The organism is Streptomyces coelicoflavus (assembly GCF_045041415.1).
GTDB lineage: Bacteria > Actinomycetota > Actinomycetes > Streptomycetales > Streptomycetaceae > Streptomyces > Streptomyces coelicoflavus.
This window is the reverse complement of the sequence record NZ_CP108218.1, coordinates 3,796,257-3,818,137: the sequence shown is the minus strand read 5'-3', so window position 1 is coordinate 3,818,137 and position 21,881 is coordinate 3,796,257. Positions and strand designations below refer to the sequence as shown.

General features: G+C 75.8%; 2 protein-coding genes. Both read left to right on the top strand.

Going from position 1 to position 21,881, the window contains the following annotated elements:
- Positions 1–49 precede the first annotated feature (49 nt).
- Positions 50–793 carry an SDR family oxidoreductase gene (locus tag OHA99_RS16770; RefSeq protein WP_405696430.1) on the top strand — a complete coding sequence of 248 codons (744 nt, stop codon included), beginning with the start codon at positions 50–52 and terminating at the stop codon, positions 791–793.
- Positions 794–865: 72 nt separating this feature from the next.
- Positions 866–21,880, top strand: a complete 21,015-nt coding sequence (locus OHA99_RS16765) for a non-ribosomal peptide synthase/polyketide synthase (protein ID WP_405696427.1) — start codon at positions 866–868, stop codon at positions 21,878–21,880.
- The last annotated feature ends 1 nt before the right edge of the window (position 21,881 follow it).

Genomic DNA, 21,881 nt, shown 5'->3' with positions numbered 1-21,881 from the left:
GTGGGTATTGGTGCTCCCGGCAGGTGGGTCACCGGGGCGGGGAGGGATCATGGCGGTGCTCACGGGCAAGGCGGCGGTCGTTACCGGTGGCTCGCGGGGGATCGGCCGGGCTGTCGTGCTGCGGCTCGCGCGGGACGGGGCGGCTGTGGTCTTCAACCACGCGCAGAGCCGGGATGCCGCGGACGAGGTCGTGCGGCAGGCCGGGAAGGCGGGCGGGGAGGTTGTTGCGGTCCAGCTGGATCTGGCGGAGCCTCACGCGGCCGAGGAGTTGTTGGCCACCGCCGAACGCCGGCTCGGCGGTCTGGACATTCTGGTGAACAACGCGGCCGTGCACACCGACGTCGTGCCCCTCGCGCAGACGGAGGAGGCCGTGTTCGACAGGGTGATGGCTGTGAACGCGAAGTCGGTCTTCCTCGCGGTGCGTTACGCGGCGCGGCACATGCGCGACGGTGGGCGGATCGTGAACATCTCCACCCTCAACACCGTGTTCCCCGCCCCCGGCAACGCTCCGTACGCGGCCAGCAAGGGCGCACTGGAACAGCTGACCCTGGTGGCTTCACGCGAGCTGGGCGCACGGGGCATCACGGTCAACACCGTCTCGCCCGGCGCCACGGACACCGATCTTCTGAACGCGGCCAACGAGCCGGAGAAGGTGGCGACGGCCGTGGCCATGACCTCGCTCGGACGTCTCGGCCGGCCCGAGGACGTGGCGGACGTCGTCGCCTTCCTCGCGGGGCCGGACGGGCGGTGGCTCACGGGCCAGAACGTCCGTGCCAACGGAGGCGTCCTCTGACCGAGAGAGGCGCGGCTCCCTTCGAAACCCTGAAACCCCGGGTCGGAATTCCGACCCGGGGTTTCTGCCGTCGTGCGACCCGCCACCTCCGTGTGGCGTCCCTATAGGGCCGAGATAGGCCGCGAGGAGAGCCTCCGCTCGGAGCGTCGCGCCCGTCGTGCGGTGTGCGCGCCCTTGAGGTCCGCATCGGTACACCGTTCTGGGAGCGTGAGTCGGTTGGCACTTTCCGAGGTTCGCAACGAGGTCCGCCTGCCGGTCACGGCCGCCCAACTCGGCGTGTGGGTGGCTCAGCGGCTGACACCGGAAAGCCCCCTCTACCAGTGCGCCGTCCACTTCGACTCCGCCCCGCTCGACATCGAGGTGCTGCGCGACTCCGTCGCCCTGGCCGTGGCCGAGACCGAGGCGCTGCGTGCCCGGTTCGGTGACGACGGTGAGGTGCACCAGGTCGTCGCCGGCACGGTGGACGCCCCGGTGGACGTCGTCGATCTCAGCGCCGCGGACGATCCGGAGGCCGCCGCCCGCGCATGGATGGACCAGGACCTGGCCACCGTGCCCGATCTGGAGGCGGGGCCGCTGTTCCGGCACGCGCTGCTGGTTCTCTCCGACGCGCGGCACTTCTTCTACCTGCGCTACCACCACATCGTCCTGGACGGCTTCGGCCAGACCCGTTACCTGGGCCGCCTGGCCAGGATCTACACGGCGCTGCTCGCCGGCCAGGAGCCCGATCCGGCCCGCCCCCGCGGGCTCGACGTGCTCGTGGCCGAGGAGCGCGCCTACCAGGACTCGACGCACCACACGGACGACCGTGCCCTCGTGCTGGAGCGGCTGGCCGGCGTCGAGGAGCGCCAGAGCCTGACCGAGGGCGTGGCCGGCGCCTCACCGCGCGCCCTGCGTCTGAGCACCGTCCTGCCGTCCGAGCTGACCGGCGCGCTCACCGCCGTCGGCCACTGGCCGGCCGTTATCGCCGCGGCCACCGCCGTCTACCACCACCGGATGCTCTCCGTCGACGACGTGGTCCTCGGCATCCCGGTGGCCGCGCGCCGCACCCCGGCCGCGCTCGCCACCCCGTCCATGCTCGCCAACGACCTGCCGCTGCGGCTCACCGTCGCACCCGGCGCCACCTTCACCGAACTGGTCCGCACCGTCCGCACCGAACTCGGCGTCCTGCTGCGCGCCCAGCGTCTGCGCCGCGAGGAACTGCACGGGGCCCGCGAGCTCACCGGCACGGACGCCGCCCTGTTCGGTACGGCCGTCAACGCCATGTCGTTCGACGCCCGGGTCCGTTTCGGCGAGGCGCTCCTGACCCCCCGCCAGCTGTCCAACGGCCCGGTGGCCGACCTGGCGATGGCCACGTACGGCGATCCCGCCGACGGCGAAGTGGTCCTCGAGATCGCGGCCAATCCCGCGCTGTACACCGAGGACGGACTCCGCGCCCACCAGGAGCGGTTCCTGCGGCTGCTCGGCTCGCTCGCCGACGCCCCCGGCGCCCTCGTCGGCCGCGCCGCACTCCTCGACGACGCGACCGCCGAGCTCCTGCTGCACGCCCCCAACGACACGGCGGGCGAGGTGCCGGGCGCGCTGGTCGAGCTCTTCGAGCGGCAGGCCGCCGCGACGCCCGACGCCGTCGCCCTGTGCGCCGACGAGACGCTCACCTACGCGGAGCTCGACGCCCGGGCCAACCGGCTCGCCCGTCTGCTCGCCGAGCGGGGTACGGGCCCCGAGACCCTGGTCGGGGTGGCGCTGCCGCGCACCGCCGGCCTGATCGTGACGCTGCTCGCCGTCCTGAAGACCGGCGGCGCCTACCTGCCCGTCGACCCCGAGCACCCCGCCGACCGGCGCGCGATGGTGCTGGAGGACGCCGCGCCCGGCCTGCTGGTCACCACGACCGGTACCGAAATCCCCGACGGGGTGCCCGCGCTGCTGCTGGACACGGTGGACCTCCGTGCCGGTGACGCGAGTCCGCTCGGCCGTCCGCAGGACCCGCGCTCCACCGCGTACGTCATCTACACCTCCGGCTCCACCGGGCGCCCCAAGGGCGTGGTCCTGGAGCGGTCCGCCATGGACAACTTCCTTCGGGCGATGGCCCTCGCCGTGCCCGTCGACGCCACGGACCGGCTGCTCGCCGTGACCACGGTGAGCTTCGACATCGCCGTACTGGAGATCTTCCAGCCGCTCCTCGCCGGCGCCCGTGTGGTGCTCGCGAGCCGCGACGAGGTGCTCGACCCGGACGCGCTGCGGGCGATCGTCGAGCGCGAGGGCATCACCGTCATGCAGGCCACCCCCAGCCTGTGGCAGCCGCTGATCGAGACGCGGCCGGAGGTCTTCGCCGGTGTGCGCGTGCTCACCGGCGGCGAGGCGCTGCCCCAGTCACTGGCGGACCCGCTGGCCGAGCACGCCGCGAACGTCACCAACATGTACGGACCCACCGAGACCACCGTCTGGTCGATGACCGCGCCCGTCGCCCCCGGCGGCGGCCCCGTCACCCTCGGCGCGCCGATCCTCAACACCCAGGTGTACGTGCTGGACGCGGCCCTGCGGCCGGTGCCCGCCGGGTACAGCGGCGAGCTGTACATCGCCGGTGACGGCGTGGCCCGCGGCTACCGCGGCCGGCCGGGCCTGACCGCCGAGCGCTTCGTCGCCAACCCCTACGGCCCCGGGCGCATCTACCGCACCGGTGACCTGGTGCGCCGTGAGCACGACGGCTCCTTCACCTACCTGTCCCGCCTCGACCACCAGGTCAAGGTGCGCGGCTTCCGCATCGAACTCGGCGACATCGAGGCCGCGCTGCTCGCCCACCCGCCGGTCGAGCGCGCCGCCGTGCTGATGCGCGAGGACCGGCCGGGCGACAAGCGCCTGGTGGCGTACGTCGTCTCGCCTCAGGGCGACTCGCCGGCGCTGCGCGACCACCTCGCCGGCACGCTGCCCGAGTACATGGTGCCCGGTGCCGTCGTGGTCCTCGACGCGCTGCCGCTGACCCCCAACGGCAAGCTGGACCGCCGGGCGCTGCCCGCCCCCGTACGTGTCGCGCTGTCCGACGGCCGCGCCCCGCGCACCGACCTGGAAGCACGTCTGTGCGCCCTGTACGCCACCGTGCTCGGCGTCGAGTCCGTCACCGTCGACGACGACTTCTTCACCATCGGCGGCACCTCCCTGTCCGCCACCCGCGTCGTCAGCCGGGCCGCCCTCGAAGGCCTCACCGTGACCGTCCGCGACCTGTTCCGGGCCCGCACCGTCGCCCGGCTCGCGCCGGCCTGCACGGTGGGCGGACCGGCCGCCGGGACGGCTCCTGCCGCCGAGTTGCCCGCCGCGCTGCCGCAGGCGGAACTGGCCGCGCTGCTCACCGGCCCCGGCGTGGTGGAGGTGCTGCCCCTGACGCCGTTGCAGGACGGGATCGTCGTGCACAGCCTCACCACGGACGAGGACCGCCACGTCTACAGCGTGCGCGTCAGCCTCGACCTGGGCGGCGACGTGGACGCCGAGCGGCTGCGCGCCGCGGTCGGCACCGTCGTCGCCCGGCACCCCGTGCTGCGCTCCGCGATCGCCCACGAGAACGTGAGCCGTCCCGTGCTCGTGGTGCGCGCGGACGCCACCGTGCCCTGGCGCGTCCACGATCTGCGCGGCCGCGCCGACCGGCTCGACACGGTGCTGCGCTCCGAGACCGCGGAGCCCTTCGACCTCGCCGCCGCGCCCCTGCTGCGCGCCGCCCTGCTGCGGCTCGACGAGGGCTGGCGGCTCGTGGTCACCGGGCACCACGCCGTCCTGGACGGCTGGTCGGTCCCGGTGCTCCTCGGCGAGGTGCTGCGCGCCTACGCCGGCGGCGACCCGGGCGCCGAGCCCCGCCCCTACCGCGATCACCTCGCCTGGCTGGCCGCACAGGACCGCGAGGAGTCCGCCGCCGCATGGGGCGAGGCCCTCGCCGGGGTCCGGCCGACCCTGGTGGGCGCGGCGCACGGGCCCGCCGAAGAGGCGGTACGGCTGGAAGGCGCGCTGGACGCCGCGACCACCGCGGGTGTGACGCGGGCCGCCCGTGACCTGGGCGTCACCGTCAACTCCCTGGTGCAGGCCGCCTGGTCCGTCGCCCTGCGCGAGCTGACCGGCCGGGACGACGTGGTGTTCGGCATCACCGCGGCGGGCCGGTCCGCCGAGGTACCGGGATCGGCCGGGATGATCGGCCTGTTCGTCAACACCGTCCCGCTGCGCGCCCGTCCGGGCTCCGACCGCACCCTGGCCGAGCTGGCCCGGTCCGTCCAGGACGACCAGGCCGACCTGCTCGCGCACCAGTACCTGCCGCTGGTCGACGTGCAGCGGGCGGCCGGTGTCTCCTCGCTCTTCGACACCGTCGTCGCCTTCCAGAACTACCCGGTGGACCGGGCCGCGCTGGACGCGACGGCCCGCGAGGGCGGCCTGGTGGCGGGCGACGCCGACGTCACCGACGTCAACCACTACCCGCTCACGCTCACCGCCGTACCCGGCGAGCGGCTCACGGCCCGCCTCGTGTGCCGGCCGCACCTGTTCGACCCGGCCGCCGCACAGACGCTCCTCGATCGGTTCACCGGCACCCTCGCGACGCTCGCCGACGCCCCCGCCACGCTCGTCGGCGAGCTGGTCCCGGACCGCGGTCCCGCGGCCGCCGAGGACGTGCGCGACCTGGCCGAGCTGCGCGGCTTCCGCTTCGACACGGCCGAGGTGGAGGCCGTCCTCGCGGCGCACCCGGACGTGGTGCGCGCCGCCGCCGTGGTCCGCGAGGACACCCCCGGCGAGCGCCGGCTCGTCGGCTACGTGGTGCCCCGCCACGGCGCCACGGTCGACGTCCCGGCCCTGCGCGACGCGGTCGCCGCCGAGCTGCCGGACTACATGGTCCCCTCGGTCCTGGTCACCCTGGACACCCTGCCGCCCGCGCCCGGCGGCGGCGTCGACCGGCGTGCGCTGCCCGTACCGGTGATCGCCGGAACGGCGCCCCGCGCCCCGCAGACCCCCGCGCAGGAACTGCTGTGCGAGCTGTACGCGGAGGTGCTCGGCCTCGACGACGTCGGCATCGACGACGACTTCTTCGCGCTCGGCGGCGACAGCATCCTCGGCTTCCGGCTGCTGAGCCGCGCCCGCGCCCGCGGGGTCTCGTTCGGCTTCCGCGACATGTTCGAGCTGCGCACGGTGGCCGCGCTCGCCGAGGTCTGCTCGGCGTACGAACCGGTCGCCGCGCCCGCCGCGATCAGCCTGCCCGTGTCCGCGGACGAGGCCGCGCGGCTGGCCGCCGAGCCCGGCGTCGAGGACGTGCTCCCGCTCTCGCCCAACCAGCAGGGCCTGCTGTTCCACCACGCCTTCGACGACGCCGACGCCGACCCGTACACCCTTCAGGTCGTCCTCGACTTCGCCGCGCCCCTGGACCCCGCACGGCTGTCCGCCGCCCTCGACCGGGTGCTGCTGCGCCACGAGGCGCTGCGCGTCTCCTTCCGCAGCACCGAGGAACAGGGGTCGGTGCAGCTCGTGCACGAGGCACCGGCCGTACCGGTGCGCGAGGCCGACGCCGCCGACGACGCCGCGTTCGCCGCCCTGCTCGACGAGGACCGCGCCACCCGGTTCGACCTGAGCCGCCCGCCGCTGGTGCGGGCGGCCGCGGTGCGCCGCGCCGACGGCACGGGCTCCCTCGTCCTGACGGTGCACCACATCGTGGTGGACGGCTGGTCGCTGCCGATCGTCGCCCAGGACCTGTTCGCCGCGTACGCGGATCCGGACGCCGTACCCGGGACGGCGGGCCCGGCCCGCTACCGCGACCACCTCGCGTGGCTGGACGGCACCGACCGCGCGGCGTCGCTCGACGTGTGGCGTACGGCGCTCGCCGAGGTCACCGAGCCGTCGCGGGTCGCCACCGGTCACGGCGACCGGGTCCTGGAGCCGGTGCGCCAGGAGCACCTGCTCAGCGCCGCGGACACCACCGCGCTGGCCGTGGCCGCCCGTCGGCACGGTGTCACCGTCAACACCCTGGTGCAGGCCGCCTGGGCCGTCGTGCTGCGTGGCCTGACCGGCCGGGACGAGGCCCTGTTCGGTGTCACCGTGGCCGGCCGCCCGGCCGAGCTGGAGGGCGCGGGCGACCTGGTGGGCCTGTTCATCAACACCGTGCCGCTGTCGGTGCGTCTCGACGCGGGCGAGCCGCTCGGCGATCTCGCCGTACGGCTCGGCCGCGAGCAGTCCGCGCTGCTCGACCACCACCATGTGGCGCTCGGCGACATCCAGCGCGCCCTGGGCATGGGCGAGCTCTTCGACACCCTGCTGAGCTTCGAGAACTACCCGCTGGACCCGGCCGCGATCACCGCCGGCGCCCGGGCCGCCGGTCTCGACCTGGCCGACGCCCGCGTCCGCGACGGCAGCCACTTCGCCATCAGCGTCGTCGTCGAACCCGGGGAGCGGATGCGGCTGCGGGTACGCCATCAGCCGCAACTGGTGGACGAGGTCACCGCGCAGGCCGCCGGCGCGGAACTGCTCGCGACGCTGCGGGCCTTCGCCTCCACGCCCGGGCTGCCGCTCGGCCGGCTCGCGAGGCTGGAGGAGGACAGGCTCGTGGCGGCGAATGCGACGCCGGCCGCGAATGCGACGCCTGCCGTGACCGCGACGTCGGCCGCGAATGCGACGCCTGCCGTGAACAAGACGTCGGCCGCGAATGCGACGCCTGCCGCGCATGCGACATCGCCCGCGACCGCGGCGCCGCCCGCGGATGCGACGCCGCCCGCCACCGCGACGCTGCCCGCGCTGTTCGCCGCGCAGGTGGCCCGTACCCCGGACGCGCCCGCCGTCCTCGCCGGCGGCGAGAGCCTCACCTACCGGCAGCTCGACCGGCGCTCCAACGCCCTGGCCGCCGAACTCGTCGCGCACGGCGCCGGTCCCGGCGGCCTGGTCGCGGTGCTGCTGCCCCGCTCGGTGGACCTGATGGTCGCGCTGCTCGGCGTACTGAAGTCCGGTGCCGCCTACGTGCCGGTGGACCCGGCCTACCCGGCCGACCGCATCGCCGTGATCCTGGAGGACAGCGCCCCCGCGCTCGCCGTCACCGCCGACCCGGCGCTCGTACCCGCGGGCCTGGCCACCGTACGGCCCACCGCCGCCGAGGCGGACGGGACCGGCCGCGCGCCGCGGCCGGAGGACGCCGCGTACGTCATCTTCACCTCCGGCTCCACCGGCCGCCCCAAGGGCGTCGTCGTCGAGCACCGTGCGCTGGGGGCCTATGCGGCGCGCGCCGCCACGGCCTATCCGGACGCGGCGGGAACCGCACTCGCGCACACCTCGGTCTCCTTCGACCTCACCATCACCTGTCTCTTCACCCCGCTGGTCGCGGGCGGCCAGGTGCACCTGGCCGAGCTGCCGGACGCGATCGGCGCCGCACGGCCCACCTTCCTCAAGGGCACGCCCAGCCATCTGCGGCTGCTCGGCACGCTGCCCGACGAGGTGTCGCCGACCGGCACGCTGGTGCTCGGCGGCGAGGCGCTGCGCGGCGAGATGCTGGCCGGCTGGCGTGCCGCGCACCCCGACGCGACCGTCGTCAACGCCTACGGGCCGACCGAGGCGACCGTCAACGTCATGGAGTTCCGCATCGCCCCGGGTGAGCCGCTCGCCGACGGCCCGGTGCCGATCGGCCGCGCGTTCCCGTACGCCCGTGTGCACCTGCTCGACAGCGGACTGCGGCCCGTACGCCCCGGTGCGCGCGGTGAGCTCTACCTCGCGGGCGAGGGGCTGGCCCGAGGCTACCTGGGGCTGCCCGGACAGACCTCGCACCGCTTCGTGGCCGATCCGTTCGGCCCCGCGGGCAGCCGGATGTACCGGACGGGAGACCTGGCCCGGCGGCGGCCCGACGGCATGATCGAGTACCTCGGCCGGGTCGACGACCAGGTCAAGGTGCGGGGCTTCCGCATCGAACTCGGCGAGGTGGAGGCCGCGGCCGAGGCCGTGCCCGGCGTCCGTCGTGCCGCCGCCGCCGTCCGCGGCACCGCCGGTGAGCCCCGGCTGGTCGGCTACCTGGTCGCCTCCGACGGGGTGCGGACCGCCGACGTCGAGGCACGGATGCGCGCGGTGCTGCCCGCCTACATGGTGCCCGCCGCGTTCGTCGTCCTGGACGAGCTGCCGCTCACCCCCAACGGCAAGGTGGACCGGGCGGCCCTGCCCGAGCCCGCCGCCACCGCGGGCACGGCTGCCGGCCGCACCGCCTCGGGGCACCTGGAAGAGCCGCTGCTGGCCCTGTTCCGGGACGTGCTGGGCCGTGAGGACGTGGGGGTGGACGACGACTTCTTCGCGTTGGGCGGGGATTCGATCATGTCGATCCAGTTGGTGGGTCGTGCGCGTGCGGCGGGGGTGCGGTTCTCGGCGCGGCACGTCTTCGAGCACCGCACTCCGGCCGGTCTCGCGGCCGCCCTGGGGGGTGGTGAGAGGCCGTTGGTGCGGCGGCTCGTGGGGTTGTTCCGGGATGTGCTGGGCCGTGAGGACGTGGGGGTGGACGACGACTTCTTCGCGTTGGGCGGGGATTCGATCATGTCGATCCAGTTGGTGGGTCGTGCGCGTGCGGCGGGGGTGCGGTTCTCGGCGCGGCACGTCTTCGAGCACCGCACCCCGGCCGGACTCGCCGCCGCACTCGGTGAGCAGGGACCGCGGGAGGCGGGCGCCGCAGCAGTGCCGGGACCGCGGGAGGCCGGCGCCGCAGCCGTGCCGGGTCCGCGGAACGCGCCGTTGCTGCCGCTGATGAGCCGGCTCGTCACCCGGGGCCGGTTCGACCAGTACCACCAGTCCGTCACCCTGACCCTGCCCCCGACCACCCGCGACCACCTGGCCGCCGCGCTCGGCGCGCTCGTCGAGCGGCACGAGGCGCTGCGGATGCGCGTCGCGAACGGCGAGGGATTCACGGTCGAGCCGGTGGACGACGGGCCCGCGTTCGCGGACGCCCTCCTCACCCGGGTCGACGCCGCCCCGGACACGACCGACGAGGAGGCCACCGCCCTCGCCGCCGCGCACACCGCCGCGGCCCGCGACGGCCTCGACCCGGCCGCCGGCCGGATGCTGCGGGCCGTGTGGATCGACCGCGGCCCCCGGCGCCCCGGCCGGCTGCTGCTCGTCGTGCACCACCTGGCCGTCGACGGTGTGTCCTGGCGCATCCTTGCGCCCGACCTCGCCGAGGCCTGGACGGCGGTCACCGAGGGCCGCCGTCCCGAACCCGGCCCCGTCGGCACCTCGCTCGCCCAGTGGGCGGGTGCCGTCACCGCGCTGCCCGCCGACGACGCCGCACACTGGCGCGACCTCCTCGCCACGGAGGACCCGCTGCTCGGCGACCGGCCCCTCGACCCCGCCCGCGACCTGCGCGGCGACGCCGGACGGCGCACCGTGCGGGTGCCCGCCGACGTGACCGCCGCGCTGCTCGGCACCCTGCCCGCCGCCTTCCACGCCGGGCCGGACGACGTCCTGCTGACGGCGCTCGCCGCCGCCGTACCGCTGTGGCGCGGCGACCGCGCCGGACTCCTCGTGGACGTGGAGAGCCACGGCCGTCACGAGGAACTGGTTCCGGACGCCGACCTCTCCCGCACCGTCGGCTGGTTCACCGTCACCCACCCCGTGCGCCTGGACACCGCGACGGCCGGTCCGGACGCCGTCCTCGCGGGCACGGACGCGGCGGGCGACGCCCTGCGCGCCGTGAAGGAGCAGCTGCGCACCACCCCGCGCCACGGCGTCGGCCACGGCCTCGCCCGGTACGCCGACCCCGCCACCGCGCGGGAGTTCGCGGCACTGCCCGAGGCGCAGATCGGCTTCAACTACCTGGGCCGCGTCAGCCTCGCCGGCGCGCTCGCACCCGGCTGGGAGCTGGCCGCCGTCGGCGCCGACGACGCCCCCGACGTACCCCTCTCGCACACGGTCGAGGTCAACGTCGCCGCCCACGAAGGCCCCGGGGGCACCGAACTCGTCGCCACCTGGACCTGGGCCCGCGCCCTGGTCGCCGACGCCGACGCCGCCCGCCTCGCCGACCTGTGGGACAGCGCGCTGCGCGGCCTCGCCGCACACGGGGAGCGGCCGGACGCCGGCGGCCGTACCCCGTCCGACCTGCTCGTCACCCTCACCCAGGAGGAGATACGCGAGCTGGAGGCCGACCCGGACGTCGCCGACCTGCTGCCGCTCGCCCCCCTCCAGGAAGGCCTGCTCTTCCACCACCAGTACGGCGACGGCGCCGACGACCCGTACATCTCCCAGCTCCGTGTGGAACTCACCGGCGCACTCGACCGCACCCGGCTGCGCGCCGCCGCCGCCGAGGTGCAGCGCCGCCACCCCGCGCTGCGGGCCGCCTTCCGCCGCACCGCACAGGGCACGCCCGTCCAGGTCGTCCTCGCGCACCCCGCGCTCGACTTCACGGAGGTCGCGCTGACCGACCGCGGCGAGCTGGACGCGGTCTGCGCCGCCGACCGCCGCCGCGGCTTCGACATCACCGCCGCGCCCCTGATCCGCTGGACGCTCGCCTCGCTCGGCGAGCAGCACACCCTCGTGGCCACCGCCCACCACAGTGTCCGCGACGGCTGGTCCATGCCGATCGTGATGCGCGATCTGATGGCCCACTACCTGGGCGACCCCCTGCCGCAGGCCCGCCCGCACCGCGCCCACCTGGACTGGCTGGCCCGCCAGGACCGCACGGCCGCCGAGGCCGCGTGGGGCGAGGCGCTCGCCGGACTCGACGGCGGCACCCTGCTGTCCACCGGACCGGCCCCGGCCGGACAGGAACCCGGACGGCTCGACCTGACCGTCGACGGTCTCGACGTCCAGGCCGCGGCCCGCCGCCTCGGCGTCACCGTCAACACCCTCGTCCAGAGCGCCTGGCTGCTGCTCGTGGCCCGGCTCACCGGACGCGACGACGTCGTCACCGGCACCACCGTCAGCGGCCGGCCCGCCGACCTGCCCGGCGCCGCCGACATGGTCGGCCTGTTCGCCAACACGGTGCCGCTGCGGGCGACCCTGCGCGCCGACGAGTCCGTCGGCGACTTCGCCCGCCGCCTCCAGCTGGAGCAGGCCCGCCTGACCGACCACCACCACCTCAACCTGGTGGAGATCCGCCGCCTGGCCGGACACGGCGAACTCTTCGACACCTCGATGGTGTTCGAGAACTATCCGCTGGACGTCGACGCCCTGACCGCCGTGGCCCGCCGCGCCGGACTGGAGGCCGGCGAGGTCGCCCACCACGCCGTCACCCACTACGCCCTCGCCATGGAGGCCGGCCCGAGCGCCGACGGGCTGCGGCTCCGCATCCACCACCGCACCGACGTGCTGGGCCCCGAACAGGCTTTCCAGATCGCCGAGTTGCTGCCGCGGCTGCTGCGCACCGTCGTCGGCGACCCCGAGACTCCGGTCGGCCGGATCCCCGGGTTCGACCCCGGCGCCCTCCTCGCGCTCGGCGAGGGACCCGAGGACAGCGGCGACCCGCGCACCTGGCCCGAGCTCTTCCTCGACCGGGTCCGCCGCACACCCGACGCGCCCGCCGTCGTCTCCGGCACACAGACCCTCACCTTCGGCGAACTCGCCGCCCGCGCGGGCGCCCTGGCCCGGCTGCTGGCCGAGGCCGGCGTCGACACCGAGCGGCGCGTGGGCGTCGTCCTGCCGCGCTCCGTCGACCTGGTCGTCGCCCTGCACGCGGTCGCCCTCGCGGGCGGTGCCTTCGTGCCCGTCGACCCGGCCCACCCGGCCGAGCGCATCGCGCAGACCCTCACCGACGCGGCGCCCGTCCTCGTCCTCACCACCACCGGCACCGCCGTGCCCGCCACCGGTGTGCGCCGCCTCGACGTCGACGCGCTCGACCCGACCGGCGAGACGCTGGTGCGGCCGGTGCGCGCCGGGCAGGCCGCCTACGTCATCTACACCTCCGGCTCCACCGGCCGCCCCAAGGGCGTCGTCGTCACCCACGCCGGCATCCCCGGCCTGGCCCGCGCCCAGCAGGCCGGCTTCGACGTCGACGAGAGCGCCCGCGTCCTGCAGTTCGCCTCGCCCGGCTTCGACGCGTCCGTCTCCGAGGTGGCCGTCACCCTGCTGGCGGGGGCCTGCCTGGTCGTGGCCCCCCGCGAGGAGCTGCTGCCCGGCGCCCCGCTGGCCCGCACCGTCGCCGCGCACGGCGTCACCCACGCCACGCTGCCGCCGGCCGCGCTGCGTGAACTGCGCCCCGACGACCTGCCGACCCTGCGCAGCCTCGCCGTCGCCGGTGAACAGTGCCCGCCGCAGGTCGCCGAGGTGTGGTCGGCCGGCCGGCGCGTGATCAACGCGTACGGGCCGACCGAGACGACCGTGTGCGCCACCATGAGCGCCCCGCTGGCCGGCTTCGGCGTCCCGCCGATCGGCACCGCCCTGCCGGGCCTCGCCGTCCGCGTCCTCGACGCCCACCTCCAGCCCGTGCCGACCGGCGTGGTGGGGGAGCTGTACGTGTCCGGCGCGGGACTCGCCCGCGGCTACCTGGACCGGCCGGGCCTGTCCGCCGAACGCTTCGTCGCCGACCCCTTCGGCGCCCCGGGCACCCGCATGTACCGCACCGGCGACCAGGTCGCCCGGCGCGAGGACGGGCAACTGGTCTACGTCGGCCGCGCCGACCGCCAGATCAAACTGCGCGGTTTCCGCATCGAACCCGGCGAGATCGAGGCGGCCGTCACCCGGGCCCCCGAGGTCGCCGCGAGCGCCGTCGTCGTCCGCGAGGACCGGCCCGGCGACCGCCGCGTGGTCGCCTACGCGGTGCCCGCCCCCGGCGCCACCGTCGTCCCCGGGACGCTGCGCGCCCGGCTGCGCGAGGTGCTGCCCGACCACATGGTCCCGGCCGCCGTCGTCGTCCTCGACCGGATCCCGGTCACCGTCAACGGCAAGCTGGACCAGGCCGCCCTGCCCGCCCCCCGCTACGACTCCGCCTCGGGCCACGCCGGCGGCGACCCGGTCGAGGAACTGCTCGCCGGTGTCTTCGCCGAGGTGCTCGGCGTGGACCGGGTCGGCCCGGACGACTCCTTCTTCGACCTGGGCGGCCACTCACTGCTCGCCATGCGCCTGGTCGCCCGGGTGGGCGCCGTGCTCGGCACGGAACTCACCGTGCGCGAGGTCTTCGAGACCCCCACCGTGCGCGCCCTCGCCCGGACCGCCGCGGGCGGCCCGCGGACCACCGGTCCCGCCCCCGGCGACCTGCCGCGCCCCGAGCGGCTGCCCCTGTCGTACGCCCAGCAGCGGCAGTGGTTCCTCGACCGCTTCGACGGCACGCACTCCGCCTACCACATCCCGATGGCGCTCCGGTTGACCGGCGCACTCGACGAGTCGGCGCTCGCCGGCGCCCTCGACGCCCTGGTCGCCCGGCACGAGAGCCTGCGCACCCTGATCGCCGAGGACGAGGACGGCCCGTACCAGCGCATCGTGGCCACGACGCCGCGCTGCGAGCGGACCCCGGTCACCGAGGACGGCCTGGACGCGGCGCTGCGGGAGGCCGTCGCCCGGCCCTTCGACCTGACCACCGAGACACCGGTGCGCGTCCACCTGTTCGCGGTCGGGCCGGACGAGCACGTACTGCTCGTCGTGGTCCACCACATCGCCGGCGACGGCGCCTCCGTGCAGGTGCTCGCCCGCGACCTCGTCGCCGCCTACCGCTCCCTCCTCGACGGCGACACGCCTGAACTGGCGGACGCGGCACCGCAGTACGCCGACTTCGCGCTGTGGCAGCGTGCGGCGCTCGGCACCGAGGACGACCCCGACTCCCTGCTGAGCCGCCAGCTCGACCACTGGACGGCCGCGCTCGACGGACTGCCCGAGGAACTGGCGCTGCCCGCCGACCGGCCCCGCCCGGCCGCCGGACCGCACCGCGCGGGCCGCCACCGCCTGGAGATCCCGGCCGCCCTGCACGCCGACCTCGCCCGCAGCGCCAAGGAGCTGAGGGCCACGCCGTTCATGGTGGTGCAGGCCGCGCTCGCGGCCCTGCTCTCCCGGCTCGGCGCGGGCACCGACATCCCGCTCGGCTCCCCCGTCGCCGGACGCTCCCACGCGTCGCTGACGGACGTGGTCGGCCTGTTCGCCAACACGCTGGTGCTGCGCACCGACGTGTCCGGCGACCCGAGCTTCACCGCGCTGGTGGACCGGGTGCGGGAGAGCGACCTGGCCGCGTTCGCGCACCAGGACGTGCCGTTCGAGCGGCTCGTCGAGGCGCTGCGCCCCGAGCGCTCCGCCGCCCGCCACCCGCTGTTCCAGGTGGTCCTGGAATGGGGCGACGACGACACCCGCGCCCTGGACTCCCTGCGCGAACTGCCCTCGCTCGACGTCGCGCCGCTGCACCTGACCGTGGACGCGGCCAAGTTCGACCTGGTCTGGCACCTGCGCCCGCGGTACACCGCCGAGGACGCCCCGGCCGGTATCGCGGTGGACCTGGAGTACAGCGCCGACCTGTTCGACGCCGCCACCGTCGCGGCCCTCGGCGACCGGCTGGTCCTGCTGCTGGGCGCCGCGCTCGCCGAACCCGAGCGCCCCGTCACCGACCTGGACGTCCTCTTCGACGAGGAGCGGGAGCTGCTGCGCACCGACTGGGCGCACACCCCCGCCGCGCCGGGCGAGCCCCTGCGCGCCGACGACACGATCGTCGCGCGCTTCGAGGCGGCCGCCGCCGCCCGGCCGGACGCCGTCGCCGTCACGGGTGAGGACGAACAGGGCCGGCCCGTTTCCCTGACGTACGGCCGGCTCAACGCCCGGGTCAACCGGCTCGCCGCTCTCCTGCGGGAACGGGGCGCCGCGCCCGAGCGGATCGTCGCCCTCGCCCTGCCCCGGGTGAGCGACCTGGTGACGGCCGTGCTCGCGGTCCTCAAGACCGGCGCCGGCTACCTGCCGGTCGACCCGGCCTACCCCGCCGAGCGCGTGGCCCTGCTCCTCGGCGACAGCCGGCCCGTGGTCACCGTCGGCACCCGCGCCACCGCGGCCGCACTCGGCGGCGACGACGCCTGGCTCGCCCTCGACGACGAGGACGTGGTCGCGGACCTCGCCGCGCGGGACGCGGCCGACCCGCCGCCCGCCGCCGGCGCCGACCACGCCGCGTACGTCATCTACACCTCCGGCTCCACCGGCACCCCCAAGGGCGTGGTGGTCACCCACCGCAACGTGCTGCGCCTCTTCGACGCCACCGACCACTGGTTCGGCTTCGGCGCCGACGACGTGTGGACGCTCTTCCACTCCTACGCCTTCGACTTCTCGGTGTGGGAGCTGTGGGGCCCGCTGCTGCACGGCGGCCGGCTCGTGGTGGTGCCGCACGCCGTCAGCCGCGAGCCGAGCGCGTTCCTCGCCCTCCTGGAGCGCGAGCGCGTCACGGTCCTCAACCAGACCCCGTCCGCCTTCCACGAGCTGATCCGCGCCGACGAGGCCGTGGACGGCGCCGACCTCGCGCTGCGCTACGTCGTCTTCGGCGGCGAGGCCCTCGACCCGGCCCGGCTCCTGCCCTGGTACGAGCGGCACGCCGACGACGGCCCGCTGCTGGTCAACATGTACGGCATCACCGAGACCACCGTGCACGTCACCCACCGGGCGCTCGGCGCCGACGAGGTGCGGGCCGGAGCGGCCGGCGCCATCGGCGTCGGCATCCCCGACCTCGGGGTGCACGTCCTCGACGAACGGCTGCGGCCCGTGCCGCCCGGCGTCGTGGGGGAGATGTACGTCTCCGGCGCGGGCGTCGCCCGCGGCTACGCCCACCGCCCGGGCCTGACCTCGGGCCGCTTCGTCGCCGACCCGTTCGGCGCGCCCGGCACCCGCATGTACCGCTCCGGCGACCTGGCGCGGCGGCGCCCCGACGGCTCGCTCGACTACCTCGGCCGGTCCGACGCCCAGGTCAAGGTGCGCGGCTTCCGCATGGAACTCGGCGAGATCGAGGCGGCACTCCTCGCGCAGGATCCGGTGGCCCAGGCCGCCGTCGTGGTCCGCGAGGACACCCCGGGCGACCAGCGCCTGGTGGCCTACGTGGTCACCGGGGACGGCACGGCACCGACGTCGGCGACCGCGTTGCGCGACGCGGTGGCCGGGACGCTGCCCGCCCACATGGTGCCCTCCGCCGTGGTCGTCCTCGACCGGCTGCCGCTGACCGTCAACGGCAAGCTCGACCGCGAGGCGCTGCCCGCCCCGCAGGCCCCCGCCCGCACGGCGGGCCGCGCCCCCGCGAACCCGGCCGAGCACCTCGTCGCGGACGCCTTCGCCGAGGCGCTCGGCGTGGACCGGGTCGGCGTGGACGACTCCTTCTTCGACCTGGGCGGCCACTCGCTGCTCGCGATGCGCCTGGTCGCCCGGGTACGGGCGGCGCTGGGCGCCGACCTCGGCGTGCGCGACCTGTTCGAGTCGCCGACCCCCGCGGCCCTCGCCCGCCGCGCCGCGGACGCCACGGGAGCGGGACGGCCCGCACCGACCGCGCGCCCGCGCACCGCCCAGGTTCCGCTCTCGTACGCCCAGCAGCGCCTGTGGGTGCTCGAGCGGCTCGGCGGGCACGACGGGGCGTACAACATCCCGATCGCGCTGCGCCTGACCGGCACGGTCGACGCGGACCGGCTGCGCGAGGCGCTCGGTGACGTGGTGGCCCGGCACGAGAGCCTGCGCACCCTCGTCGACGACCGGGGCGGCGACGGTGCCGACGCCTGGCTGCGGGTGCTGCCCGAGGCCCGGGTCGACCTGCCGGTCGTGCCGGTGCGGCCCGAGGACCTGGACGAGCGCGTCGAGGCGGGCGCCGCGGCCGGCTTCGACCTGACGAGCGAAGTGCCCATCCGGGCACGGCTGTTCGCGGTCGGACCCGACGAGCACGTGCTGCTCGTCGTGGTCCACCACATCGCGGGCGACGGCACCTCCATGCCGGTCCTCGCCAGGGACCTCGCGACCGCCTACGCGGCCCGCCTCGACGGCGCGGCCCCCGCGTGGGAGCCGCTGCCGGTGCAGTACGCCGACTACGCGCGGTGGCAGCGCGAGTTCCTCGGCGACGAGGCGGCCGACGGCGGTGGCGGGAGCGGGGCCGGCGGCGACGACACCGAGATGGCGCGTCAACTCGGCTACTGGAGCGCCGCGCTGAGCGGGCTGCCCGAGGAGCTGACGCTGCCCGCCGACCGGCCCCGCCCGGCCGTCGGACCGCACCGCGCGGGCCGGGAGACCTTCGAGGTGCCCGAGGAGCTGTACCGGCGGGTGGGCCGCGTGGCCCGCGAGCTGCGGGCCACGCCGTTCATGGTGGTGCAGGCCGCGCTCGCGGCGCTGCTCTCCCGGCTCGGCGCGGGCACCGACATCCCGCTCGGCTCCCCGGTGGTCTCGCGCTCCGACGCGTCGCTGGCCGACGTGGTCGGCTTCTTCGTCAACACGCTGGTGCTGCGCACCGACGTGTCCGGCGACCCGAGCTTCACCGCACTGGTGGACCGGGTGCGGGAGAGCGACCTGGCCGCGTTCGCGCACCAGGACGTGCCGTTCGAGCGGCTCGTCGAGGCGCTGCGCCCCGAGCGGTCCGCCGCCCGCCACCCGCTGTTCCAGGTGGCGCTCAGCCTCGACAGCGCGGGCGGCACGGCGCTCGCCGAGGCCGGACGGATGCCCGGACTGACCGTCGAGCCCCGACCGGTCGCGCCGTCCGTCGCCAAGTTCGACCTCACCTTCACCCTCACCGAGCGGCTCGGCGCCGACGGCACACCGGTCGACTGGAGCGGCGGCGTCGAGTACAGCGCCGACATGTTCGACGCGCCGACGGTGGGGCGCCTCGCCCGCCGTCTGGTGCGGTTCCTGGACGTCCTCACCGCGCGGCCGGAGGCACCCGTCTCGGCCCACGACGTCCTGGTGGACGGCGAACGCGAGCGGATCCTCGGCAGCTGGCTGGAGACCCCCGCGCCGGTCGCCCCGGCGAACCTGCCCGACGCCGTCGCCCGCCACGTGGCCGAGCGGCCGGACGCCCCCGCCGTCACCTTCCGGGACACCACGCTCTCGTACGCCGAACTGGACGCGCGCGCCAACCGCTTCGCGCACGCCCTGCTGGCCCGCGGGGTCGCCCCCGAGGCGCGCGTCGGCGTGCTGATGGAGCGCTCGGACACGCTGGCCGTCACCCTGCTCGGCATCGTCAAGGCGGGCTGCGGCTACGTCCCGCTCGCCCCCGCCAACCCGGACGAGCGCCTGGAGTGGCTGCTCGACCAGGTGCAGGCGCCGCTGCTCGTCGTGGACGAGGCGTGCCGCGAGCGGGCCGAAGGGCTGGACCTGCGGGCCGAGCTGGTGGACGCCGGGGCCGACGTCTCGCACCTGCCGGCCACCGCGCCCGCCACCCGGGTGGACCCGCGCCAGCTCGCCTACCTGATGTTCACCTCCGGCTCCAGCGGGCTGCCCAAGGGCGTGGCCATCTGCCACGGCGACATCGTCCAGCTCGCCGCCGACCGCTGCTGGGACGGCGTCACCGACCGGGTGCCGCTGCACTCCCCGCACGCCTGGGACGCCTCCATCCTGGAGTTCTGGGTGCCGCTCGTGCGCGGCGGCGAGGTGCTGATCGTGCCGCCCGGCGACCTGGACGTGAGCGACCTGCGGACGCTGATCGCGGACTCCGGCATCACCTCGCTGTTCCTGACCGCCGGCCTGTTCCGGGTGCTCGGCCAGGAGATCCCCGAGGCGTTCGCCGCCCTGCGGCAGGTCGCCACCGGCGGCGACGTGGTCTCCGGCACCGCCGTGCGCCGCATCCTCGAGCACGCACCGCACCTCAGGGTCGTCAACGCCTACGGTCCGACCGAGGTGACCGTGATGGCGCTGTCCCACCGCGTCGACCCGGACGCGCTCGACCCGCGCTCGCACAGCGTGCCCATCGGCCGCTCCCTGGACGCCATGCGGCACTACGTCCTCGACGACGCGCTGCGGCCCGTGCCGCCCGGCGTCACCGGCGAGCTGTACGCGGCGGGGGCGGGACTGGCCCGCTGCTACTGGAACCGGCCCGACCTCACCTCCGACCGGTTCGTCGCCGACCCGTACGGTGCGCCCGGCACCCGGATGTACCGCACCGGCGACCTCGCGCGCTGGACGGCCGCGGGGACCGTCGAGTTCGCCGGCCGCGCCGACGAGCAGGTCAAACTGCGCGGCTTCCGGATCGAACTCGGCGAGATCGAGTCCGCGCTGGCCGCCGGCCCCGGCGTCACCGCCTGCGCGGTGGTCGTCCGCGAGGACCGGCCCGGCGACAAGCGCCTGGTCGCCTACACGGTGGCCGGGCCCGGCTACGACCGGGTGGAACTCGGCGCCCGCCTGGGCCGCACCCTGCCCGACTACATGGTGCCCGCGGCGATCGTCGAACTGACCGAGCTGCCGCTCACCGCGATCGGCAAGCTGGACCGCAAGGCGCTGCCCGCGCCCGAGTTCGGCAGCGCGGGCGGCCGGACGGCCCGGAACACCGAGGAGGAGATCCTCGTCCGGCTCTTCGCCCAGGTGCTCGGCCTGCCCCCGGAGTCCGTCGACGCCGACAGCGCCTTCTTCGACCTCGGCGGCGACTCCATCATGGCCATCCAGCTGGTCAGCGCCGCCCGCCGGGAAGGCCTCGCCATCACCGGCGCGGACGTCTTCACCCACCGCACCGTCGCCGAACTGGCCCGCGCCGCCGCCGCGGCCGGGGCCCCGGAGCAGGGCGAGCCCGACGAGCCCGTCGGCGCACTGCCCGCCTGGCCGATGCTGCACTGGCTGGCCGAACGGCAGGTCCCGGTGGACCGGTTCAACCAGACCACCGTGCTCAACGCGCCGGCCGCACTCGACCTGGACCGGCTGCACGCCCTGGTCGGTGCGCTGCTCACCCGCCACGACAGCCTCCGGCTCAAGGTGGCCGTCGACGACCCCGCCGACGCCGCCGGCTGGCACGTGGAGATCCCCGCCCCGGACGCCGTACGCGCCGCGGACCGGGTGCTGCGGGTGGACGCGGCCGCGCTGACGCGGAGCGAACTCGACGACGCCGTGCGGGAACACGGCGCGGCGGCCGTCGGGCGGCTCGACCCCGCCGCGGGCGCCATGGTGGAGATCGTCTGGTTCGACCGGGCCGAGCGGCCGGGCCTGCTCCTGGTCGCCGTCAACCACCTGGCGATCGACGGAGTGTCCTGGCGCATCCTGCTGCCGGACCTGTTCCGGGCCTGGGACGACCTCCTGGCCGGCCGGGAGCCGGCCCTCGACGCCGGGGGCACCTCACTGCGCCGCTGGGCGCAGCGGGCCGCCGAACGCGCCCGGTCACCGCGCACCCTGGCCGAACTCGACCACTGGACCGGCACACTGCGCGGCGGCCCCGTTCTCGGCGCCCGCCCGCTGGACGCGGCCGTGGACGTGCTCGCCGCCGCGGGACGGCTGCGCCGCACCCTGCCGGCCGAGGTCACCGGACACCTGCTCACCACCGCCCCGGCCGTGGTCGGCGCGGGCGTGGACGACGTGCTGCTCGCCGGCCTCGCGCTGGCCGAGGCCCGCAGGCGCCGCGACCCGCACACCGCCGTCCTGATCGACGTGGAGAGCCACGGCCGCGAACGCGACGGAGCCATGGACCTGTCCCGCACCACGGGCTGGTTCACCGCCCTGTACCCGGTGCTCCTGGACACCGCCGGCGTCGACCTCGACGAGGCGCTCGCGGGCGGCCACGCCGCCGGAACCGTCCTCAAGCACGTCAAGGAGCAACTGCGGGCGGTACCGGCCCAGGGCCTGGGCTACGGCCTGCTGCGCCACCTCAACCCGGAGACCGCCGCCGCCTTCGACGGGCTGCGCACCGCCGGGATCGGCTTCAACTACCTGGGCCGGTTCGTGGCCGGCGAGACCGGCGACTGGTCGGTCGCCGCGGGGGCGCCGCGCCCCGAGGGCGAGGACCCGGCGACCCCGCTGGCCCACGCCGTCGAAATCAACGCCTACGTCGAGGAGAGCGCCGAGGGCCCGCGCCTGGGCGCGACGTGGACGTACGCCCCCGGTGTCCTCACCGACGACGAGGTCGCCGCGCTCGCCGACGGCTGGTTCGAGGCGCTGACCGCCCTCACGGAGCACGCCCAGCGGCCCGACGCCGGCGGCCTGACCCCGACCGACGTGGGGCTTATAGAGATCACACAGAGCGAGATTGAAGAGTTCGAGGACGAACTGGCCTCGGACTGGGAGATATGAA

Bases quoted from the DNA above. Each gene is read 5' to 3' on its own strand.
- OHA99_RS16770 (WP_405696430.1), top strand. From the start codon at position 50: ATGGCGGTGCTCACGGGCAAGGCGGCGGTCGTTACCGGTGGCTCGCGG.